General features: G+C 59.1%; 18 protein-coding genes. 9 read left to right on the forward strand and 9 right to left on the reverse strand.

Annotated elements, in window-relative coordinates:
- Positions 1–59 precede the first annotated feature (59 nt).
- Positions 60–743, forward strand: coding sequence for a DUF4197 domain-containing protein (locus ABQ278_RS03235; protein ID WP_349321181.1), 684 nt, complete (start codon positions 60–62; stop codon positions 741–743).
- Positions 744–817: 74 nt separating this feature from the next.
- Here ABQ278_RS03235 and ABQ278_RS03240 read toward each other — a convergent pair whose 3' ends face one another.
- Positions 818–2,305 (reverse strand): PAS domain-containing methyl-accepting chemotaxis protein, encoded by a 1,488-nt coding sequence (locus ABQ278_RS03240; RefSeq protein WP_349321182.1) that lies wholly within the window; start codon positions 2,303–2,305, stop codon positions 818–820.
- A gap of 328 nt (positions 2,306–2,633) precedes the next feature.
- Here ABQ278_RS03240 and ABQ278_RS03245 point away from each other — a divergent pair, with 328 nt between their 5' ends.
- Positions 2,634–4,268, forward strand: coding sequence for a long-chain fatty acid--CoA ligase (locus tag ABQ278_RS03245; RefSeq protein ID WP_349321183.1), 1,635 nt, complete (start codon positions 2,634–2,636; stop codon positions 4,266–4,268).
- Positions 4,269–4,272: 4 nt separating this feature from the next.
- On the opposite strand, the gene ABQ278_RS03250 is transcribed toward ABQ278_RS03245, so the two are convergent.
- From ABQ278_RS03250 to ABQ278_RS03260, 3 genes are all read right to left on the reverse strand, one after another.
- Positions 4,273–5,157, reverse strand: a complete 885-nt coding sequence (locus ABQ278_RS03250) for an AraC family transcriptional regulator (protein ID WP_349321184.1) — start codon at positions 5,155–5,157, stop codon at positions 4,273–4,275.
- A 103-nt stretch (positions 5,158–5,260) separates the two neighbouring features.
- Positions 5,261–7,228: an EAL domain-containing protein gene (locus tag ABQ278_RS03255; protein WP_349321185.1), complete on the reverse strand. Its 1,968-nt coding sequence runs from the start codon at positions 7,226–7,228 to the stop codon at positions 5,261–5,263.
- Between the two features lie 108 nt (positions 7,229–7,336).
- Positions 7,337–8,236 (reverse strand): peptidylprolyl isomerase, encoded by a 900-nt coding sequence (locus ABQ278_RS03260; RefSeq protein ID WP_349321186.1) that lies wholly within the window; start codon positions 8,234–8,236, stop codon positions 7,337–7,339.
- 139 nt (positions 8,237–8,375) lie between these two features.
- Here ABQ278_RS03260 and ABQ278_RS03265 point away from each other — a divergent pair, with 139 nt between their 5' ends.
- The 4 genes from ABQ278_RS03265 (at position 8,376) to ABQ278_RS03280 (ending at position 13,835) form a co-directional block, all read left to right on the forward strand.
- Entirely contained in the window at positions 8,376–8,804 is a 429-nt protein-coding gene (locus tag ABQ278_RS03265; protein WP_349321187.1) for a VanZ family protein, read from the forward strand.
- Between the two features lie 654 nt (positions 8,805–9,458).
- Entirely contained in the window at positions 9,459–9,992 is a 534-nt protein-coding gene (locus ABQ278_RS03270) for a hypothetical protein (RefSeq protein WP_349321188.1), read from the forward strand.
- A gap of 29 nt (positions 9,993–10,021) precedes the next feature.
- Positions 10,022–11,911: a TonB-dependent receptor domain-containing protein gene (locus ABQ278_RS03275; protein WP_349321189.1), complete on the forward strand. Its 1,890-nt coding sequence runs from the start codon at positions 10,022–10,024 to the stop codon at positions 11,909–11,911.
- Between the two features lie 205 nt (positions 11,912–12,116).
- A complete protein-coding gene (locus tag ABQ278_RS03280; protein WP_349321190.1) occupies positions 12,117–13,835 on the forward strand; it encodes a methyl-accepting chemotaxis protein in 1,719 nt (572 codons plus the stop codon).
- A 46-nt stretch (positions 13,836–13,881) separates the two neighbouring features.
- Here ABQ278_RS03280 and ABQ278_RS03285 read toward each other — a convergent pair whose 3' ends face one another.
- Genes ABQ278_RS03285 through hemC form a run of 4 tightly spaced genes read right to left on the reverse strand, consistent with a single transcriptional unit; the run spans position 13,882 to position 18,083 of the window.
- The gene (locus ABQ278_RS03285; protein ID WP_349321191.1) at positions 13,882–15,432 is read right to left on the reverse strand and encodes a heme biosynthesis HemY N-terminal domain-containing protein; all 1,551 of its coding nucleotides are present in this window, start codon (positions 15,430–15,432) and stop codon (positions 13,882–13,884) included.
- On the reverse strand, positions 15,429–16,379 hold the full coding sequence (locus ABQ278_RS03290) for a mitofilin family membrane protein (protein ID WP_349321192.1): 951 nt from the start codon (positions 16,377–16,379) through the stop codon (positions 15,429–15,431). Before ABQ278_RS03290 ends, ABQ278_RS03285 begins: the two co-directional genes overlap by 4 nt.
- 8 nt (positions 16,380–16,387) lie before the next feature.
- A complete protein-coding gene (locus ABQ278_RS03295) occupies positions 16,388–17,140 on the reverse strand; it encodes a uroporphyrinogen-III synthase (RefSeq protein WP_349321193.1) in 753 nt (250 codons plus the stop codon).
- Between the two features lies 1 nt (position 17,141).
- Positions 17,142–18,083, reverse strand: coding sequence for a hydroxymethylbilane synthase (gene hemC, locus ABQ278_RS03300; protein ID WP_349321194.1), 942 nt, complete (start codon positions 18,081–18,083; stop codon positions 17,142–17,144).
- A gap of 82 nt (positions 18,084–18,165) precedes the next feature.
- Here hemC and tsaD point away from each other — a divergent pair, with 82 nt between their 5' ends.
- The 3 genes from tsaD (at position 18,166) to ABQ278_RS03315 (ending at position 20,779) form a co-directional block, all read left to right on the forward strand.
- Complete coding sequence (gene tsaD / locus ABQ278_RS03305) at positions 18,166–19,275, forward strand: tRNA (adenosine(37)-N6)-threonylcarbamoyltransferase complex transferase subunit TsaD (protein ID WP_349321195.1); 1,110 nt, start codon at positions 18,166–18,168, stop codon at positions 19,273–19,275.
- On the forward strand, positions 19,272–20,279 hold the full coding sequence (locus ABQ278_RS03310) for an NAD(P)H-dependent glycerol-3-phosphate dehydrogenase (protein ID WP_349321196.1): 1,008 nt from the start codon (positions 19,272–19,274) through the stop codon (positions 20,277–20,279). Before tsaD ends, ABQ278_RS03310 begins: the two co-directional genes overlap by 4 nt.
- Before the next feature lie 137 nt (positions 20,280–20,416).
- Positions 20,417–20,779 carry a hypothetical protein gene (locus ABQ278_RS03315; RefSeq protein ID WP_349321197.1) on the forward strand — a complete coding sequence of 121 codons (363 nt, stop codon included), beginning with the start codon at positions 20,417–20,419 and terminating at the stop codon, positions 20,777–20,779.
- Between the two features lie 61 nt (positions 20,780–20,840).
- On the opposite strand, the gene ABQ278_RS03320 is transcribed toward ABQ278_RS03315, so the two are convergent.
- Entirely contained in the window at positions 20,841–21,578 is a 738-nt protein-coding gene (locus tag ABQ278_RS03320; RefSeq protein WP_349321198.1) for a creatininase family protein, read from the reverse strand.
- Positions 21,579–21,759 lie beyond the last annotated feature (181 nt).

Below are 21,759 nucleotides of genomic sequence, written 5' to 3' on the forward strand. Positions count from 1 at the left end.
GCTTGCGAACGGCGGAAATCTGCCGCACCTTGGCGCCCTTAAGACAGGGGAGCCGGGGCATGGACAGACGATATGTGATGGCGGGGGCTTTAAGCCTCTTCGCGCTGGGACTTTCCGAAGAGGCTTTGGCCAAGCTGGGTTTGTCCGACAAGGATGCGCAAAGCGGCCTGCGCCAGATTCTGAAACAGGGCACCGAAGCCGCCGTGACGCGGTTGTCGCAAACCAACGGCTACTGGAACGACCCGACGGTGCGTATACCCTTGCCGAAGACCCTGGCGCAGACGCAAAAGCTGCTCAAGCCGATCGGTCAGTCCGGTGTGCTCGATGATCTGCACCTGCGCATGAACCGCGCCGCTGAAACCGCGGCGCCGGTGGCCAAGGGGTTGTTCGTCGATGCCATCCAGTCGATGACGATCAAGGACGCGGTCGGCATCGTCAAAGGTGGCAACACCTCCGGCACCGACTATCTCAAAAAGACGACCACGCCGCGCCTGACCACAGCCTTTAAGCCGCCGATGCAGAGCGCCATGCAGGCGACCGGCGCCGTCGATTATTTTGATCGTGCCATCCGCCGCAATAATCTGCAGAGCTATTTTAAGACCGACGCCAAGACCTATCTGGGGGATTATGCTGTTGGCCTCGCCCTGCAGGGGCTGTTTCATTATGTCGGCACGGAAGAGGTTGCCATTCGCCGCGATCCGGCCAAGCGCACAACGGATATTCTGAAGACGCTGTTTGGCTAACTCCAAAATTCTATGAATTTTGGCAAGCGTGACCACGCGCCCGAGCTGTTGCGAGGCATCTCTTACTAAGAATTTTAGGCGACGAGAACCTCGACGTCCGCCTTCACCTTTTCGGACGCTTCGGCGACATTTTGGAAGGTGTGATTGATATGGCCAAGGCTGTCATTGATCTGGCTGATCGCTGAAACCGCCGACTGCATGTTTGCGGTAATTTCACTCGTTACCATGTCCTGTTGCTCGATGGCGCCGGCCACCGAGGTGACGTTATCGAGCACATCGTTCATCGAGGTCGAGATCAGGGTGAGCGCATCGACCACTTCGCCGGTAACCGACTGCATGGTGGCGATCTCGGCGGCAATGGTCTTGGTCGAGGCCGCGGCCTGATTGGCTAGATTTTTCACTTCCGAAGCGACGACCGCGAAGCCCTTGCCGGCCTCACCAGCGCGGGCGGATTCGATGGTAGCGTTGAGCGCCAGCAGGTTTATCTGGCCGGCGATATTCTGGATCAGGGTGACGATGTTGTTCATCGCCGCCGCCGATTTGTCGAGCGAAGCGGCCGAGTGATTTGCATTTTCAGCATGGCGGAACACGCCCTGTACACTGTTGCGCGCATTGCCCATGCTGTTGGAAATTTCGCGCACACTCTGGCTCAACTCTTCCGAGGCGGCAGCCACCGAATTGATGATCGCGCCGGTTTCCGATGAGGCGGTGGTGGCCGATGACGTCATCTGCGTCGCCTCGGTCATCTGCGTCATCACGTCGCCGAGGTCGCTGTTGATGGTGTTGCCGAGAGTCTCGTTGCGCATGCGCTTGCGCACCGCCTCGGTGGTGTCGATGGCGAACTTGACCACCTTCACAACGGTGCCGGTATCATCGAGGATCGGGTTGTAGGTGGCCTGGATATAAACTTCGCGGCCACCCTTGCCGAGGCGCTTATACTCCGCCGCCTGGAACTTGCCTGCGCGCAGGTCGTCCCAGAAACGGCGATAGTCGGCGGAGGCGACATAGGCCGGTTCGCAGAACTGGCTGTGGGGACGGCCCCTGATCTCGTCGATACGGTAGCCCAGCACACTGAGGAAATTGTCATTGGCGGTGATGACCTCACCCTGCGGCGTGAATTCGATGACCGCCTGCGAGCGTTGCAGGGCGTCGATCTTACCGCGCTGGTCGATCTCGTTCATCTTCGCCGCGGTGATATCCGAGGCAAACTTGACCACCTTGATGACACGGCCGGTCATATCGCGGACCGGATTATAGGTGGCCTGCAACCAGACAACCTTGCCGGCATTACCGAAGCGCTTGAACACATTGGACTGGAAGCGGCCTTCGCTGAGATCGCTCCAGAAGCGACGATAGTCGTCGCTGGCGGCGTAGGATTTGTCGCAGAACAGACTGTGTGACTTGCCCACGATCTCATCGAGCCGATAACCCATAGTCTCCAGGAAGTTCGCATTGGCGGTCAGAATTTCGCCCTTGGGCGTAAACTCGATGACAGCCTGTGAAGCGCTGAGCGCAGCGACAATACCTTTAGTTTCGCTAGCGGCCTGTTTGGAGAAAAACATGATCCCTGGTTCCTTGGGACATTTGCCCCTGTATTTGCGAAGACATAAGCCTTGTGAGACGCTTTTTTGTATATGCATTGCGGTTAACAAGCTCTTAGCGGATGCCCCTTTCAGGGGAAATAATCATTGAAATTTCAACAACTTGAACGGTTGTTTCTTGGCGGGCATGTCTTCATGCGGGAAAAGTATAACTTCGTTCTTCAAAGTCGGTCGAATAGTTTCCGCAAGGTGAGGCGCAAGATTTTGTTTCCCAAGGCGACCTCTTCAGGTTAACCTTCACGTAAAGTGGGGCCAACCCGCGCAAATTACAGATTAAGGGAAACGTGCCATGCTGGGTCTGATGATGGATGCGCCTTTGCTCATCCCCTCCATCCTTGATTATGCGTCGAGATATCATCCGAACACGGAGATCGTGTCGCGCAACGAAGACCACAGCCTGCATCGTTACACCTATGCCGAGGCGGCGGTGCGCACGCGCAAGCTGGCCAATGCGCTGAAGACGCTGGGGCTTAAGCCCGGTGATCGCGTAGCCACCCTGGCGTGGAACAACTACCGCCATTTCGAACTCTATTACGGTGTGCCCGGCGCCGGCATGGTGTGCCACACGGTCAATCCGCGCCTGTTCAGGGAACAGATCGAGTTCATCATCAACGATGCGCAGGATCAGTACATCTTCACCGATCCCTGTTTTGCGTCGCTGGTCGAGGCCATGATCATCAACCTGCCTTCGGTCAAGGGCGTGGTGGTGATGGGCAGCCGCGAGCAGATGCCGGGCAATATCCTGCATCGCGCCCTGTGCTACGAAGACCTGATCGCGCCGGAATCACCGTTGCATGAATGGGAGCCGTTTGACGAGAAGACGGCTTCGGGGCTTTGCTACACCTCGGGCACGACCGGCCATCCGAAAGGTGTGCTCTATACCCACCGCTCGACCGTGCTGCACGCTCTGGCGATCAATCAGCCCGGCATGTTTGGCTTTGGGCAGAACGAGACCGTCCTGCCGGTGGTGCCGATGTTCCACGTCAACGCCTGGTGCGTGCCCTATGCGGCGCCGCTCGTGGGCGCGCGGCTGGTCTTGCCGGGGCCACGTCTCGATGGTGCCGGCCTGCTGGAGGTCATCCGCGGTGAGGGTGTCACCGTTTCGGCCGGGGTGCCGACCATCTGGATGAACCTGCTCAATTTTTGCGATGAACACCAGCAGTCGGTGGCGCCGATGCGCCGAGTTGTGGTCGGCGGGGCCGCCTGTCCGCAGACCCTGATTGAGCGCTTCGCCGCCCACAAGGCGCTGGCCATTCAGGGCTGGGGCATGACCGAAACCTCGCCGCTCGGTTCGGTGAGCGTGCTCGACGCGCGCCACGAAACTTTGAGTGAAGAGGCGCGTATGGGGCTGATGCTCAAGCAGGGCCGCAGCCCCTACGGCATCGAAATGCGCATCACCGATGCCGAGGGCAGGGCGCTGCCATGGGATGGCAAGGCGCGCGGCGAGCTTGAGGTGCGCGGACCATGGGTGATCTCGGCCTATTACAATCTCGATGACGACAGCCAGTTCACTAAGGACGGCTGGTTCCGCACCGGCGATATTTCGACCATTGATCCGGATGGATTCATGAGCATTGTCGATCGCGTTAAGGACGTCATCAAGACCGGCGGCGAGTGGATCAGCTCTATCGAACTGGAAAACCTGGCGCTGCAGCATCCGAGCGTGCGTGAGGCCGCCGTCATTGCCCGCGCGGATGCCAAGTGGAGCGAACGCCCGCGCTATATTCTGGCCCTGCATCCCGGCAAGACGATCACCGGGCCTGAGTTGCGCGCCACCATCGAGCCGTTCGTGGCGCGATGGTGGATTCCGGAGGATTTCATCGTGGTGGATGAGATTCCCCACAGCGCGACGGGCAAGATCCTGAAGACAGAACTGCGGGAAAAATTCGGCGCTGAGCAGCACCCTGCCGCGCTAAAGATGTAGCGCGCTATTTCAGCGGCAGAAACAGTTCAACGACCACATCATGCGTCGATCTGTCCGGAGCGAATGAGAAGTGCCGCTGACAATAGATCGGAAAGTCACGCGCCTCTTCGCCGCTGGCGGGCAGCCAGTCGCGATAAAGATAAAGCGCGGCTGGCTCCAGGTTGTGGGTATTTTGCACGACGCGCAATACTGCGCAGCGTCCACCGGGTATCACGCCCGCTTGCATGATATCGTCGTCAGGGTCGATCGGCAAATTCGTCCCGACACACAGATCCATGCTGTAATCGGCCGGGTTCGCGGGGGTTCTCTCCGAACGGAAAACGTTGAAGGTCGGGCTCGTTTCGGGTGACAAGCCGGAGGCCTTGCGCCAGGCAATGAACCGCTGGATGGTCTCTTCGAGTGTGGCCCGGTCACCGCGATGCTCCATAATCGCTACCGGCGTGGGGGCAACATCCCGGATCAGGACGTCGTTGTGGTCATAGGTGATCGGCATAAGCTTGCTCCTGGCGTTGTCGAGAGGCCCGAAGGCCGAAAGCCACGGCGCCCAGTCGGGCGATTTCCGGAAGGACGATGGCGATTGCCTGAACCTTTGCCGAAAGGCGCGGGCGAAGGCGTCCGGGGCATCGTAACCGGCATCCATCGCTATATCCGTGATGCTTTGGCCGTCTATGTTAGCCAACTGATGCGAAGCGCGTTTCATGCGGGCAAGCTGGACATAGCGATGCACGGACAACCCGAAGGTTGAGGTGAACTGCCGGTGAAAATGGAACTTTGAGAAGGCTGCGACTCCGCTCAAGCTTTCCAGGTCCAGATCACCGTCAAGATGCTGGTCTATGTAGTCCAGCACCCGTTGCATCCGGGCATGGTAGTTTTGAAGCACCGCCGTCATCGTCTTGTCTCCGTGGCGGAACCATCTAGCCGTACAAGCCTATAACACGCTCGACCGATCTTGCGCTTTGGCGATCAAGTCAAGGCGCGTGAAGATGCAGATTTCAGGCGCGCTTCGCCGTCGCCAGATCGAGATAGGGCAGGACATCGCATTCCGGCATCGGACGGGCGAAGTAATAGCCCTGCACCTTGCGGCAGCCGAGTTCCATCAAGGTGGCCAGTTGCGCCTCGGTCTCGACGCCTTCGATGATGCACTCCAGGCCCATGTCAGCACACAGGGCTGTCAGAGATTTGACGATCTTGAGGCTGACCGGATTGGTGTTGATGTCGGTGACGAAGCTGCGATCGACCTTGATCTTGTCGAGCGGCAGGCTGTGGACGTGGCTCAGCGACGAATAGCCGGTGCCGAAGTCATCGAGCGAAATCCCGACGCCCAGTGCCTTGAAGGTGGTAACGGCGGCGCGCGCCTGGGCGAAATCATGCGACACCGAGGTCTCGGTGATTTCGAAATCGAGGCGTTTGGGGTTGATACCGGAACGATTGATCAGGGCGATGATCTGAACGACGCTCTCGGAGTCGGACAGATCGTGCGCCGACAGATTGAACGACATGCGCATATCAGCCGGCCATGTCTTCAGCGCCGCCAGCGCCTTTTTCAGCAGGGTGCGGGTCACGCGACGGATCAGGCCGGCGCGTTCAGCCAAGGGGATAAACTGATCCGGGCCGACAAAGCCAAGCGTTGGGCTATGCCAGCGTGCCAGGGCCTCAAACGCAATCGTCTCGCCCGTCGTCGTATCGATTATCGGCTGGTAAATCATGGACAGTTCGGCGTCGAGATCAGCGTTTTGCAGGGTGCGTTCGATGATGCCGTGACTGCGTATCTCTTCTTCATGTTCCTCCGAAAACACGACCATATCGCCGCGATGATGACGCTTGGCATGGTAAAGGGCATAGTCGGCGCGTTCAAAAAGCACGTCAGGCGTATCGGCCGATTGCGGATAAAAGGCGACGCCGATTGAGCAACCGAGCTGCACGCTCGAACTGCCGATGCTGAAGGGCAGGCGGAGCTGGTTGCTGATGCTGTCAGAAAGCGCCTTCAGGTCCTCCGGTGCGGGATTGCGGCTGGCGATAAAGCCGAACTCATCGCCGCCAAGCCGGGCCAGGATGAGGTCGTCAGCGCAGGCCTGTTGAATGCGCTGCGCTGCTTCCACCAGTACGCGGTCGCCGGTGGTGTGGCCGTAGGTGTCGTTAATGGGTTTGAAGCCATCGAGGTCGATGATGCCGACCGCAAAGCCGCGACCATCGATCAAAGCGCCGGCGTATTGCCGCTCAAGCTCCGCGAAGAACAGGCGGCGGTTGGCCAGTTGGGTCAGGCTGTCGAGATTGGCAATACGGAAGTTTTCATCGCTGAGGCGGTGCGTTTCGTTGCGAGACGCCACCAGCCGGGCAAAGTCACGCGAATAGATCATTAGTACGGTGATCATGGCGGCACAGACAAAGGTGAGATTAAGCGCCATGGCCTTCAGGCTGATTTGCGGCTGCATGAGGAAAAAGGCGATATAGGGTATGTTAACGACCAGCGTTACCGAAATCGCGGCGGAGCGCAGGTGCATCAGGCAGAAGATGCAGCCGATGACGGTAACCGCCATGTAGAAGGAAACGTGTGCGTGTGCATAGGTATCGCCATAGCCATATAGACTAAGGGCCCAGGCCGTGAAGCCCGCGGCGATGATGATGGCCAGCTTGTTGGTGCGGCGCAATTGATGCAGCACATTGTCATCGTCCAGTTCGGTCCTGGCTTGTCGTGCCCAATGCACCAACCGCGCCACGCAAAGCGCGAAGAGCAGGGCGGGCATGTAGATGCCGAGCCATGGCGGCGCCAGACGGGCATAGGTAAAGGCCACGGCGATTGTATTGATAGAGAGGAGGACATAAAGCAGCGGGATTTGTTTGGTGAAGGCGCTATATTGCGCGCGCGCCAGTTCCATATTGTCGGTCGGCACGCGAAACAATGCGAACAGCGCCGTGGCCGCAGATTTAAAATGGCCAATCTTTAAAGACGATATTTTCAACAACAACGCTCTACCGTGCTTCGGAAACTCCGAAGTCCCTGCACCGCCTGATGCGGCTTATGACAGCTCAAGGTAGCATCGTTATGTGTATAATCAGTTAGTATACGGTCACATGGGTTTCAGGCGGATTGGCGCCTGAGCGTTGCAGATATCGACCGCGCCCGCCGAATGGACAAAAAACGCACCCGAACGGTTGGCGCGCGCCCTGACCCACGCCGAGAAGCTCTGGCTATCGCTATCCAGAACCTGATAAGCTGGCCGCTCCGCAGTGGGCAGGTCAGAGGCCATTTTCGTTGAGACGATCTTTATACGCTGGCTGTCGTCCTTGTAGAAGCCAAGCTCTTCTGTACCGCGCGCGCGGTTGGTGAGGAATTCCATGCCCCCGACCACCCGCCCGACCACGGCGAGGTTGCGATCGAGATGACGCGGTGCATGGCCGATCACTGTATAGAGCTGTGTACCGGAACCTGTATCGGGCGCTACGTCACGTGCCACGCCGATCATGCCGTAACAATGGATCAGCCAGTTCGTCTTGCCGTCACTGGCCACCGGCCATGACTTGATGTGCCCGACCTTCTCGGCATAGGCGTCGCGGTTGGGTAGGGTCTTGAAGGCGCCGGGCGCTGCGAATTCATATTCGGCCGGCGGGGTAGCGTTGATGCCCTTGGCCTCGGTCTTGTCGTCATCGGCACGGCCCCATTGCACGACATAGGCGTCCTGCACGCGGATGATCGAGGCGCCGTCAAAATACCTCGAACGCACTAGCTGGCGGATATTGGCGACGTGCTCGGGCGCGAATGCGCTGGCAAGCTGATAGCTGACCCTGGATCCGTCGGCCAGGGTCATGATCACCAGATCGTCGGGCTGCACATCGGTCCAGGCACTGGCGGGGGCTGCGTCGAGCACCTCCTGCGGCGAGGCTTGCGTGGAGCTGCCCTGTTGGGTGATGGGGGCGGCCCCCATCAGGAACAGAGCGGCGGTGCCGCTCACGAGAAAGCGCTTGATCATGAAAGGCTCCGAACGTGTTTCGAAAGAGACTACGCGCCCCAAACAGGCGCGCAAGTAAAATTCTTTTTTAACCACGTCTCTTCACCGTGTTTTCGCATCCCGTCTGTAAGATGACACCCTGAACAGATGGAGTTTCGCCTTGTCCCGCGCCCGTAACATGACCTTCATGGTCCGCACCTGCCTTGTGGTTCTGACCGTAACCATAGGCGTTCTGGTCTTTGGACCTTTCAGCGGCCTGGAACAAAAGGTCGGCTTCACCGACAAGGAAGCCCATGCGCTGGCCTTTTATGCCCTGACAGTAGTGGCTCTGCTGGCGCTGCCGAAGATCCGCAAGTGGGATGTGGCCCTTGCCTGTTTGGCGCTTGGTGGTCTGGTCGAGGTGGTTCAGGCCATGGTGGGCCGTGATGGCAATATCGCCGACTGGCTGGCGGACGCGCTGGGCGTGGCGCTTGTTATGGCGCCGTTGGTCATGCTGTCGCTGCGCCGCTCGATGCAGGGCCAGCGTCCGTCGCGTCGTCGCACCGATCGCGTCGGTTCGCATGCTGATAAGGCTGCCGGCAAGGTTTAAAGCACGTTTTTATAGTTGTCGAGGTAAGGTGAGGGGGAGCCTTGCCGCCCATACTTCAGCATTCTGTGTATCTTTTTTGCCGCAGAATGCATTCAAACGCGTTGACAGGCTCGATTTCAATATATTTTTTTGATGGTGACCTGTTGCCACCAAACAGCTCAAACGCTGCTTCTCATATTACCCTGCACATGTCAGACGCTTCACGCGCGACCGTCTGACGCAATCTTAATGCCACCGCTACAACTCACGGTATGTGACTGCCTGCGTGGAAATTTTGCAATATTTTGCAACCCATACGTATTTATTGTCCGTTTTACGAAGTCGCTTTTTTAAAGATCTGAATTAAAAGTATTTTTCAAAAAAGCTCGAAAAAAACTTAACAAAGTTATAACGGTGTCAAACCAAATATTACCGCCGTTTTTCAAATCTATTACCTATAAAATTCTTTTATAAATGAGTTGGTTGACGCGGCAGGGCTTGAAATAGATCTGCAATGTCCGGGTTAGTCCTTTTTGCATACTTTTGATGCGCCAATCTCTCCATGCAGTTCTACTCATACGTGATTTTCATTAACTTGCCGGTAAGTCTTGCGACATAACCGTGACCAGCCAAGTTTATTGATCACTGGTGCAGTTACTGATTTGTGAGGCTTACATGAGTATGAGTTTATTACGATATGCCGGGCGGATCGCTTTGGCATGCGCCATTCTGGTGATGCCGCTGACGGCTAATGCCGACGGGGCGCGCGAAGTTCAGGTGGCCGGGCGCACCCTGACATTTCTGGATAATGGTCCTACGGGTCGGGTGACATTCGCTGTCGTCTTTGATCCTTCAAAACCGGCGTCGGTGGCCGAAAAAGATGAGGTCATGGCAGCCTTAGGGGCAGGTATGGCTGTCGGTGCGGTCACTGTGGTCGGCAAGGCTGTTGATGTCGGATCAGTGGCCGGCACGAGTGGTGTGGGCGCCTTTTATCTCACCCACGGCGTCAATTACGCGGCTGTCGGCGCCGCCGCCAAAAGCAAGAAGACCTTGAGCATCAGTTCTGACATGGCCTGCGTTAAGTCTGGCGCCTGCGTCATGGGCGTAGCCGCCACGCCGAAGGTTGAAATTGTCGTCAACTCGGCTTCAGCCGCCGCCATCGGGGCTTCGTTCAAGCCCGCCTTCAAAATGATGATCAAGGAAATCTAGGCTGAAGAGGCCTTCAGGAGAAGCGTACCATGCGTAAGTTCACCCAATCCCTTTGCGCGGCCACAGCGGCCCTGCCCTTAATGCTGGCGGCGGTACACGCCTCAGCGCAATCCATTGATTACGGCTCATTGGAGTCCCTATTCAACGAGCCCGTCACGACATCGGCGACCGGCTCACCTCAGCGTGCCGCCCAGGCTTCCGCCAATATAGAAATCATTACGGCCGAGGATATTGACCGGTCAGGCGCCCGCACGATCCCCGATATATTGGCTCAGGTGACGGGCATGGACGTACGTCGCTCATCCATGGGCGGCGTCGACGTCAATGTGCGCGGTTACAACCAGCCCATGAGCGGCAAATTGCTGGTCCTCATCAATGGCCGTCAGGTCTATCTGGATCACTATGGCTTCACTTACTGGGACGCCCTGCCGGTGGAACTGGCGGAAATTCGGCAAATCGAAGTCGTCAAGGGACCGAATACGGCTCTGTTCGGCTTCAACGCCGTTTCTGGCGTCGTCAATATCATTACCTATTCGCCTCTCAACGATAAGACCAATGCTGTTGCCGTCCGTGGCGGCTCGCAGTCACTGGGGGAGGTGTCGCTGGTGACGACGTTCAAGCTCGGCAGCAAGGTCGGCATACGCTTATCGGGCGGAACCTATACGGCGGATGAGTTTTCGGACGCCAACGCTGCGGTGCCAGGTATTCCTTCCAGCCCGCGCCGCAACAGTTTTTCAGCGGACGGTATTATTCAACTAACTCCGAAGACGCAGTTGGAACTGGAAGCGACCTATTCAGACATGTCCCGCATGAGCGAAACACCATTCTTTGCTTCGGAAGTCTCTAACGGCAATACCAAGAGCCTGCGCGGAAGTGTGATCTCCGAGACCAAGTTCGGTCTCGTTAAGGCCAACGTCTACAGTAATCACTTCTGGAATACCCTCCACGCGCCAAACCGTTTCATATTTGGTAACGAGGTGGTTGTTGCTCAGGCGGAAGATCTTTTAAAGATCGGCGCAAATCATACGGTGCGCCTGGCCGTTGAGCATCGTGACAACCATGCAACTGGTGCTTTTGAGACGGCGAAGATCCAGATCACGAGCGGCAGCGCCATGTGGTCGTGGCAGGTTTCAGATGCCCTGAACTGGACGAATGCCATTCGTTACGACACGGTTCATCAGTCCTATCAGTATATCGGTAAGCGTTATGACGCGACGGGTTTCAATAGCACTGTGGTCTATAAGGCAACCGACAAGGATACATGGCGTTTTTCGGCAGCCCGAGGTGTATCGGCGCCTTCTCTGATCGATCTAAGTGCAAATGTGACGGAAAAACCCATGTTCGTCAGCAATGCCGAGGTAAGCTACAGCCATCATATTGATGCTGTCAGGGGCAATGTACGCCTAAGTGCCTTTACGGAAAAGTTCACCGACGTAAAGGGCTTTAACCCCGGCCTGACGACGAATTTTGGCGATAGTTCCTCGTCGGGTTTTGAAGCTGAAATTACGGGAAAGACAGGCGATCACCTCGACTGGAAACTTGGCTATATCTACCAAAGCGTCGACGATAAGCTCGATAACACGACAAACGGAATTGTTTATACGCAGCCGGGCGCTTACGAACCAGGCACGTCAAAAGGCATAGTTGTCGGTCAGGTGAGATATGCGACCGGCGCATGGGATTTCGGCCTGTTCGCGCACAGCGTCAGCGAAAGTGACCAACTCTACTATGTCGGCACAGGTTACCTGCTCGATCATGTGCCTTCGTATGTCTCCACGGGCGCACGTGTAGCTTACAAGATCAATCCGAAACTGACCATGGAACTGGCCGGTCAGGACCTGACCAACAATAAGACCAAGCAGTTCAGCCTCTATCGCATTGAATCGCGCACCTATCTGACTCTTAAAGCGCGTTACTGAAGATCTGAACATATGCACTTATCCTGAGCCTCATCTGTTTTCAAACCCGATCACAGGTGAGGCTTAAAATCTGGTTCATGTCGGAGGATACCGCACTTCATACGGCTTTTAGAGCCATCTTGAATCGATGATCCAGTTAACACATCACAATCAAATTATATCGCTGCGCCGGGGAGGCTCTCGTTCAGTGTTAGGGAAATACAAAATGTTCAAGCCAGGAAAAGCCATAGCTTCGTTTGATATTTTGAAGCCGTCAGGCTGGCCGTTTATACTGAAATTTCTGGCGCCGGGCGCGGTTTCGGTCGTGTTGATTGTCGCGCTGGCTATAAGCGCCAGTGTTGCGTTGACCACGCAGACCAAGCGGATGGAAACGGTTGTCAAGGGGGCCCTGCAAAACGCAGTCTTTCTAGGACACGTCCGTTCCGAACTGCGTGGTGACGCTCGTGATCTCTACAGCATCCTGGCGACGAGTGACCCCATGTCCAGCATAGAAGCCGCCGCCAAGGTCAGCAACAATCTGAAGCATCTTCAGGATGAGGTCAAACAGCGGGCCGCATCGACGGTGGATGCCGAGGATAAAAAAAATCTGCAGGCCCTAGTGACGGAAATCGGGACGCAAAGAGATTCGGTAGATTTGATTTCCTCCATGCTTGGGATAGATATGGAGGCCGCGAAGTCTTTCATTGAACCTTATAAGATGTCGGAAGCAAAGACCGATGCCATCGTCGAAAACATAATTCAGGCCACCAATCAAAAAGCCAAGGCTTTGGCGGCCTTGAGTGTCAGTTCGGCACGCAGCCAGACCATGGTTGTGATCGCCATTTCTGTTATTGCCGCTCTCTGTGCGGCCGCATTCAGCCTGCTGATTGGCCGCTCCACCGCGAAATCCATTCAGACGATCGCTGTGGCCACGCATCGGCTGGCCGAAGGTGATATGACGGTTGAGACGGAAAGTCTGGTCCGTCATGACGAGCTAGGCCAGGTCGTAGAAGCCCTCAGCGTCTTCAAGGACGTAACGCAAAAAAGCCGGGCCCTGAGTGCAGAACAGGAAGAGGGGGCCAAGACACGCCTGGAGCGCGCTAGCCAGATGGAAGCGCTTATTTCGCAGTTCAACACCGATTTTTCTGGTCTTATCCGAAGCGTTGAGAAAGCTTCCAGCCATCTTGAGCAAAGCGCCTCTATTCTGACCACCACCTCCGCTGATAATACGACCCGTGCGCATTCGGCCGTCAACTCCATCTTTGGTGTGCGGGATTCCATGAGCACGGTGGCCGCGGCATCGGAAGAATTAGGCGCAACCATCGCTGAGGTCGATCGTCAGGCGACGGCCTCGGCCAATGTGGCCCGCGACGCGACGGAACGGGCTGAGATTACCCAGAATTCTGTGGCCCAACTGACCTCGGCCGTCAGCCGTATTAATGAGATTGTGGACCTGATCTCATCTGTGGCCAGCCAGACCAATCTTCTGGCCCTTAACGCAACCATTGAAGCGGCGCGCGCCGGCGATGCTGGCAAGGGGTTCGCGGTTGTTGCCCACGAGGTAAAGGGACTGGCGGATCAGACCTCAAAGGCGACAGGCGAAATTCGCGCACGCATCAATGAAGTACGTCAGGCGGCCGATCATACGACCCATGAAATCAGCGCTATCGCCGACGTCATTCTTCAAATGCAGGGTATCGCCGAGAATACTTCGGAATCCGTGCGCCAGCAGGTGCTGGCGACCCAGGAGATTACCGTAAGCCTGGCCTCCGCCCTGCATGGCGCAGGTGAAGCGTCTTCGACGATCGAGGGGCTCAACACCGCAGCCGAAGAGACAGGTCATGTCTCCAGCGCCGTCAACGAAGCTTCCAGGAGCCTGTCTACCCAGGCCGATCAAATGAAGGACGTCGTTGAGGGCTTCTTGCGCCGCGCCTCATCTATGTAAGCTTCCGGGTAAGCTTGTCTGGTGCCGGCTCGCTCGGGGGAGCCGGCTATTTCCTTGCCTTGGGCGCGGTTCGGCGGGTGCGGACGGGCTTGGCGGGCGCAGCTTCAATTACATCCAGATCCTGCCCGCTGATAGCGGCATCGAAACCGCCGGGATCATCGGGCTGCGGTACAGGATTGACCTTGCCGGCAGCCGGCTTTTGCGCAGCGCGTATAAACGGCATCGACGGCACATAGCGCGACGCCATATCCGGCACTTCCGCCAGGCCCTTTTCACCGCGTTCATAACGCGGATGGGCGAGGGTGGCGTTACGGGCATAGGTCAGGATGAGGTCGCTCCAGTCAGAAGCGCTGTAGGCGAAAGCCTTGCCTTCGGCATCAATATCCGACCATTCGGGTTCACCCTTGGCCATGGCGGCCTGCGCCACCCAGGTGCGGGCTGAGTCCATGTCGCCCAGGGCCTGCGCACCACGCGCCATAAGGCCGGCGATACGCTTGGTCAGCTTATCCTCGGTCGCGTCTTCGGCCAGGGCCGTTATGGCAGCGGTGATCTCGGGGCGGGCGGCATTAAGCAAGGCGCGTTCGAGTTGGAGGATACGGCTTTCGCGGTGTTTCGGATTGCGGTCGACCAGCCCGATCAGGCGGCGGGCGCGCTCCTTCGGCGTCTCGCTCGACACCAGATCGCGGTAGGTCAGCCAGATGGCCGGGTGCGGATGGGCACCCCAGGCGGCTTCCAGTACATCCTCGGCGCGGCCAAGCTTCTTGGCGCGGGTCAAAAGGCGGGCGGCGATCAGCGCGGCGGGGGTAAAGCCGGGCTGCAACTTGGCGGCGCGTTGGGCGTAATCGAGCGCCTGATCGCGCACGGTGGCGTCTTCTGAGGCTTCGAGGCGGGCAGCGGACGCGGCCATCAGCGAGGCCTTGGCGCGTTCGGAGAAGATCGGCGAGATCAGCTTGCGGTTCAGCGCGCTTTCTATCAGGTCGAGCGCCTCCGCCCATTCACCGGCCTCAAGACGGGCCTCGAACAGGGTCTCGAAGGCCCACATGGTCGGGCGGGGCTGGTTATAGGCCTCGGTGGCGAGCTTGACGGCCTCGGCTTTTTCGCCCTGACTTTTTGCCAGTTGCATAAGGCCTTTGAGACCGGCCAGTTTGAGTTCGGGCACATTGAGCATGGCGCTGTAGGCGGTTTTTGTGGCTACGTCATCACCGGCTTCCTCGGCGGCCATGGCGCTTAAAATTCGCACCAGCACGATATTGTCACACAGATCGAGCGCCTTGGCGGCGTGACGGCGGGCTTCATTGCCATCACCGCTGGCCACGCTCAGGAAACCGCGGGTCAGGGTTTCGTCACCCTGTTTGCGGCGGGTGGCGGCACGGGCGCGCTCGGCGCGTTGCGGCGAACGCGACAGCCATAGGGCGATATTCCAGAAGGTGACGGCGCAGAAGGCCAGCACGCTGATGATGATGATGGCCGCCGCTGCCGAGGTGTCGACGCGGTAGCTGAGCCAGTTCAGGCTGGCCGTGCCGGCATCGGAAATGCCGGCGATCGTCAGGGCCACCAGCGTGGTGATGCCGAGCAGGATCAGAAACGAACGGATCAAAGCACGCCTCCGTTGCGCAAGGGGGTATCGGTCGCCGTCGTCTGGCTCAGGCGATTGAGCGCGCTTTCCGAGATATGGCGCGTGGTGTCATCGACCAGCACACGGGCGCGGGCCTGATCGATCCACGGCGAAAGCGCTTTTTGAGCGGCTGGCGACAGGGTGTTGAGATAGGCGACGGCGCCCTTGAGGTCGCCGTTGTTCAGCCGGATTTCGGCGCGTTGCAGAATGGCGTCAGCCCCTTGTCCGTTGATGTCATCCGTGCGGCGGATGGAGATAAAGCCGCCTAGCGCATGTCTCAGTTGGCTGAAGAGGTCGTCCTTGCCGTCATCGGCCTGAACGGCGCTGTTGGCGCGGGCCGCCACGGCGGGAAATTTGACCGCCAAGGTGACTTCGCTTGGCACGCCCTTTTCGGCATAGGGACGCAAGGCCGTCACCAGGCTTGGATCATCGATGCCGGCTTCGACCACGGCCAGTTCCGACAGGAAGGGCTGTTCGGTGCGGGCGGCCTGTTGCAGGGTGCGGGCGGCAAAGGCCGAGGCCGCCGCCTTGGCCAGCGCCTGCTGGTTGGCCTCGACGCGATCGAGACGCGCTGAAAGCTGGGAGAGGGCGGTCGGATCGGCGGTATAGAGCGGTTGAGCTGGCGCCGTGGCCTCAGCGGGATGAAGCTGGCCTTGCAGGGCCGCGATCTGGGCGTCTTTCTGCGGATCGGAGGCCGCCACAGCCGGGGCGCTGGCGGCGGGCTCCGCTGTTGCCACGATCGCTCTGGAATCTTGAGACATCTTGAACGCAACCGCCGCTATGACGATGGCGATCATGATCACCAGCGGTGCCGCGAACAGCAGGAACACGCGCGTCATTTTCGCGGCGTCCTTGCGATGCGCCTCTTGCGCTGCAAACTCCTGGTCGAGAGTTTCACCTGAGAGTGTGGAATCAAGTGGTTCGCTCATGATCTGCCCTACGTTACGTCTGTCATCACATCCAGCATGGCAGCTTCGGTCGGTGTGGCGGCGATGCGCCGGTTCAGGCCCGCTTCAAGCGCCTCCCTGATCTCCGGTGCAGCACTGTCGCGCAAGCCGCGCTCCACACCCTGCCATGCCGCTTCAGAAATACAGATAAAGGTGATCTTGGGGAAGCAAAGTTTATCGTGATAGGCAATTAGCGCCTCGGCGATGGCGCGGCCGGCCTTGGGTGATTGGACCAGAATATAGCGCATGCGCTCCAGATCGGCGGGCGTAAACCGCGGCAAGACGTATTGCGTCTCATAGACCGCGACTTCGCTGATCCGGAAGCCTTCGGCTTGCAGGGTTTCGCTCATGGCCGATGCCGGTTCGCGTGGCGCGGCATAGAGCAGGCGTGTCCGCTTGTCGGCCTCGCCACGGATACGGTCGGTCAGGGTATGGACATTGCCGCCGGCCGAGATTACGCGCTGGAACTTCTTTTCGCGGGCGGCATCGGCGGTGGATTCGCCGACGCACCAGACGGTAAGCGCGCGGCGGCTGCATAGCGCGCTAAAGGCATTGAGGCCATTGCGGCTGGTGATGATCAGAGCATCGAAACTGTGCGGATCGATGATCGGCCTGAGCGGCTGGATCTTGAGCACAGGCGCCACAAAGGTGGCAAAGCCTTTGGCCTCGATGGCGCGGGCCGTTCGTCGGGCCCCCTCTGGCGTGCGGGTAACCCAAACGAGTGGCGTGGCTGATTTTGTCACTTCAGCCGCCAATCTGAATGAGGTCGGGGCCAGCTTCGGCCTTGATCTCTTCGCCGAGGCGCAGGCCCAGGTCACGTGCGGTCTGGCTGGTCGGGTGTTTCAGGGTGTCGCGCCTTTGCCAGCGTGTCTTGCCATCGGCACTGAGGGCCTCGACGAACAGGTGCATCTCGTCGCCGCTGATCGTGGCATAGGCCCCGACCGCCGTGCGGCACGAGGCTTCGAGCGCTTCCAGTGCGCCGCGCTCGGCGTGAATACGCAGGTAGGTCTCTTCGTGGTGCAGGGCCAGCAGCCACGGCTTGTCCAGATCTTCGGTGCGGCACTGGATGGCCAGCGCGCCCTGGCCGGGGGCTGAGGCGTAAAGATCGGCGTCGATATAGGACTTGATGTGGTGCGACAAACCGAGCCGGTTCAGACCGGCAGACGCCAGCAACAGGGCGTCGCACAGGCCGTCTTCGAGCTTTTTCAGGCGCGTATCGACATTGCCGCGCACCATGACGATGTCAAGATCGGGGCGCTGGTTCAGCGCTTGCGCCTGTCGGCGCAGACTGGCCGTGCCGAGCTTCGCGCCGTGCGGCAGGTCGGCGAGACTGGCATATTTGGGGCTCAGGAAGGCGTCGCGCGGGTCTTCGCGCACGGGGATGGCGCCCAGCGACAGGCCGGGAATCTCGGCCGCCGGCATATCCTTCAGCGAGTGCACGGCCAGATCGATGTCGCCGCGCAAAAGGGCGTCCTCGATCTCCTTGGTGAAGAGTTGCTTGCCGCCGGCTTCTATCAGGCGGCGATCCTGGATGCGGTCTCCGGCGGTGGAAATGATGACCAGCGGGGCGACCTCATCGGCTCTTGCCGGGTCATCGCCCATCGCGGCGACGATCTGTCTTTGCACCCAACCGCACTGGGTCAGGGCCAGTTTTGATCCGCGTGTACCTATTTTCAGTTTGCTCATAAGCGGTTCCTACCACTTTATCGCCGCCATTCAATGCAAAACACTTGACGTGCGACTATATGACGGGGTGTTAAGAGCCACCATGACACCAGACATAACCGTATTGGGTATCGAATCGAGTTGCGACGAAACCGCCGTGGCGGTGGTGCGCCGTGATGACGCGGGTACGCATGTTCTGTCGTCAGTGATCCACTCGCAGGTGATGCAGCACAAGGCCTATGGCGGTGTGGTGCCCGAAATCGCCGCGCGCAGCCATGTCGAAACCATCGATGATCTCGCCCGTCAGGCGCTGGAAGACGCCGGCCATCCGCCGCTTGATCTGGTGGCCGCCACTTCCGGCCCCGGTCTGATCGGCGGCGTTATCGTCGGGCTGTCGTTCGCTAAGGGGTTCGCCCTGGCTCGCGGTTTGCCGCTCATCGGCATCAACCACCTCGAAGGTCATGCGCTCTCCGCCCGCCTGACCGAAGATGTCGCGTTTCCCTTCCTGCTGCTGCTGATCTCCGGCGGCCATTGCCAGCTTCTGAGCGTCAAGGGCGTCGGCGACTATGAACGCCTCGGCACCACGATCGATGACGCCGCCGGCGAGGCCTTTGACAAGATCGCCAAGGTGCTGGGGCTCGGCTATCCCGGCGGGCCGGCGCTTGAGGCCTGCGCGAAAACCGGCGACGCCACGCGCTTCACCCTGCCGCGCGCCCTGCTGGGTCGCAAGGACTGTGATTTTTCCTTTTCGGGGCTCAAGACCGCCGCGGCCATGATCGCCTACGAGCACGTCAAGACCGAGCAGGACCGCGCCGATCTGTGCGCGGGTGTGCAGGCGGCCATCGCCCGCCAACTGGTCGAGCGTTCCGAGCGCGCCATGAAGCTTTTCCGCGAACAGAACGACGTTGCCGATCCCGCCTTCGTGGTGGCCGGCGGCGTGGCGGCCAATCAGGCGCTGCGCACGGCCCTGACGGTCACCGCGCAAAAGCACGGTTTCACACTGAAAGCGCCGCCGCTGAAATACTGCACCGATAATGCAGCCATGATCGCCCTGGCGGGTCTTGAACATTATCAAAAGCTGGGCAAAGGTGCGCTCCCCGATACAGCCTCGGGCATGAGCACGATCGCGCGGCCACGCTGGCCACTCGATGAGGTCAGCGCCGCCAACGCGCCGATCCATAAATATTCCGGCCGCAAGGGAGCGAAAGCGTGACGTTTCAGACATTTAAAAAGGTCGGCGTGATCGGCGCCGGTGCCTGGGGCACGGCTCTGGCGCAGGTCTCGACGCTCGGCGGCAATCAGGTTCTGCTGCACGCCCGCGAAGCCGAGGTGGTCGCCTCGGTCAATACGAGCCGCGAAAACAGCCTCTATCTCGGCGGTGTGACGCTCTCCGCCGATATCACCGCCACCACCGATCTGGCCGATCTGGCCGAGTGCGACCTGATCCTGGCCGTGCCACCGGCGCAGCATATGCGCGCCACGCTCACCACCTTCAAACCCTTTGTCCGCGCCGGACTGCCGATCGTCCTGTGCGCCAAGGGGGTCGAACGCGGCACCGACTGCCTGATGACCGAGGTTCTGGAAGCCGTCCTGCCCGAAGCCGTCGCCGGTGTGCTGGCCGGTCCGAACTTCGCCCGCGAAGTGGCGCAAGGCCTGCCGTCGGCGGTTACCATCGCCTGCGCTGACGCAGCCCTGGGCGCGCGCATAGCCGCAACGCTCGCCGGTCCGACCTTCCGTCCCTATCAATCGACCGACCTGATCGGCGCCGAAGCCGGTGGTGCCATCAAGAACGTCATCGCCATCGCCTGCGGCATCGCCGAAGGCAAGGGGCTGGGCCGTAACGCCCACGCCGCCCTGATCACACGCGGTTTCGCCGAGATGTCGCGCATGGCCATGGCGCTGGGGGCGCGTTTCGAAACCATGTCGGGCCTGTGCGGATTGGGCGATCTAGTCCTGACCTGCTCGTCGCCGCAATCGCGCAATATGAGCGTAGGGCTGGCGCTGGGGCAGGGGCAGACGCTCGAAGAGGCCCTTGCCGGCAAAGTATCGGTTGCTGAAGGCGTACAGTCCGCGCCGGCTGTGGTCGATCTTGGCCGCAAGTTCGCAACGGAACTGCCGATCTGCGAAGCGGTCAACGCGGTGCTGAGCGGCGATATGTGCGTCGCCACCGCTATCGACGCTCTGTTGTCGCGCCCGTTGAAGTCCGAACGGGCGTAAAAGACACCAGAAATCGTATACAATCACAAAATGTTGCAATGCAATATTTCATGCTGACAGCGCTGTCATTGTGAGTCACTATGTGAGCGCTACCATCGTTCCAGATGGAGCTTTGTCTCAAACTGTGAGTGTGTCCTATGTCCTTCAAGACTCCCCTTCTCATCACCGGCCTGACCCTGGCGCTTTCCCTGACCGCCGCGCAGGCTTTTGCTGGCTGTGAACAAAAGACCGAAGCCGCTGCTGGCCAGAGCATCGCCGATGCCGTCGCCTCGCAAATCCGTGACAAGGTCCCCGCGCAACACAAGCGTCTGATCAAGGTGCAGGATTGCGAAGTCACCAAGGGCGTACTGACCGCCAACTTCACCTACAACTATATCAACGACAAGGGCGCCTATGCTGTGGATGGCGCGGCCCGCGTCGTTGATGGCAAGGTCGAAATTTCGAAGCTGGTGCGCCCGGCTGCCATCATGGCGTCGATTGAAAGCAACTACACCGAATAGAATAGGCGTCTTTTCTTTGTAGTTTAAAGCCGTCCGGTGTCTTTCAGACCGGACGGCTTTTTTACTCGGCGTCGAACTTTGCCACATCGTCGATAAGGGCGGTGACGGCGGCGGCGATGATCTGCTGGCCCTGCTCGATGGTGGCCAGGGCCGAATCCGAACCGATCCGGCCATCCGCAAAGCGGGCGCGGTAATCGAGCGCATCACGGATCGGGCCATCGGGGGCAATCTGTGGTTCCATGGGGGCTGACCTGACGAAATCCGGATAGGCGGCAAAGGTCACGGCGATTTCCGAAGGGGTGGCGTGGCTGCCGTGCCCCTTGGGATAGAGCTTGGCGCACAGGCGTAAGACCCCTGGCAAATCCCACCAGTTGCGCAGTTTCAGAATGAACGGGCACGGATTGCCGGAATAGGAATAGTGGGAATAGATTTGGGAAAAGGTCGCCTCGATGGTGGCGACATTGCCGCCATGGCCATTGAGGAAATAGATCCGGTCGAAACCGTGGCGGGCCAGCAAATCCACCCAGTCTTCGATGGCCGACATGAAGGTGGTGGGGCGCAGGGATATGGTGCCGGCAAAACCCAGATGGTGTTGCGCCATGCCGATATTGAAGGTGGGAGCGATCAGAATATTGCCCTGCTTTTCGGCCGCATGAGAGATGATTTCCGGACACATCCAGTCGGTGCCGAGCAGGCCCATGGGCCCATGCTGCTCGTTGGAGCCGATGGGAATGATGACGGTGCGCGAGCTTTTCAGGCGCTCATCGATCTCGCACCAGGTAGACTTGGCCAGAAGCATGGGGAAACTCCGCAAATATCAGATGCAACAAGCATAGGCGCCTCGGCGTGGAAAGAGCAAGGCGGCGTGTCGCAATACGCGCCAATAGTCCGTGGATTAGCGCTAAACGCCCGTTCGAATCAGAAATTTATGATTGGTCTTATAGACTTGCCGGTTCCCCTTCCTTAAGGTCCGCCACAAG

This window comes from Asticcacaulis sp. MM231, from assembly GCF_964186625.1.
Classification (GTDB): domain Bacteria; phylum Pseudomonadota; class Alphaproteobacteria; order Caulobacterales; family Caulobacteraceae; genus Asticcacaulis.

What these genes read in the sequence shown, in the direction of transcription:
- ABQ278_RS03235 (WP_349321181.1), top strand. Translation starts at nt 60, where the DNA reads ATGGACAGACGATATGTGATGGCGGGGGCTTTAAGCCTCTTCGCGCTG.
- ABQ278_RS03240 (WP_349321182.1), bottom strand. Translation starts at nt 2,305, where the DNA reads ATGTTTTTCTCCAAACAGGCCGCTAGCGAAACTAAAGGTATTGTCGCT.
- ABQ278_RS03245 (WP_349321183.1), top strand. Translation starts at nt 2,634, where the DNA reads ATGCTGGGTCTGATGATGGATGCGCCTTTGCTCATCCCCTCCATCCTT.
- ABQ278_RS03250 (WP_349321184.1), bottom strand. Translation starts at nt 5,157, where the DNA reads ATGACGGCGGTGCTTCAAAACTACCATGCCCGGATGCAACGGGTGCTG.
- ABQ278_RS03260 (WP_349321186.1), bottom strand. Translation starts at nt 8,236, where the DNA reads ATGATCAAGCGCTTTCTCGTGAGCGGCACCGCCGCTCTGTTCCTGATG.
- ABQ278_RS03270 (WP_349321188.1), top strand. Translation starts at nt 9,459, where the DNA reads ATGAGTATGAGTTTATTACGATATGCCGGGCGGATCGCTTTGGCATGC.
- ABQ278_RS03275 (WP_349321189.1), top strand. Translation starts at nt 10,022, where the DNA reads ATGCGTAAGTTCACCCAATCCCTTTGCGCGGCCACAGCGGCCCTGCCC.
- ABQ278_RS03280 (WP_349321190.1), top strand. Translation starts at nt 12,117, where the DNA reads ATGTTCAAGCCAGGAAAAGCCATAGCTTCGTTTGATATTTTGAAGCCG.
- ABQ278_RS03290 (WP_349321192.1), bottom strand. Translation starts at nt 16,379, where the DNA reads ATGAGCGAACCACTTGATTCCACACTCTCAGGTGAAACTCTCGACCAG.
- hemC (WP_349321194.1), bottom strand. Translation starts at nt 18,083, where the DNA reads ATGAGCAAACTGAAAATAGGTACACGCGGATCAAAACTGGCCCTGACC.
- tsaD (WP_349321195.1), top strand. Translation starts at nt 18,166, where the DNA reads ATGACACCAGACATAACCGTATTGGGTATCGAATCGAGTTGCGACGAA.
- ABQ278_RS03315 (WP_349321197.1), top strand. Translation starts at nt 20,417, where the DNA reads ATGTCCTTCAAGACTCCCCTTCTCATCACCGGCCTGACCCTGGCGCTT.
- ABQ278_RS03320 (WP_349321198.1), bottom strand. Translation starts at nt 21,578, where the DNA reads ATGCTTCTGGCCAAGTCTACCTGGTGCGAGATCGATGAGCGCCTGAAA.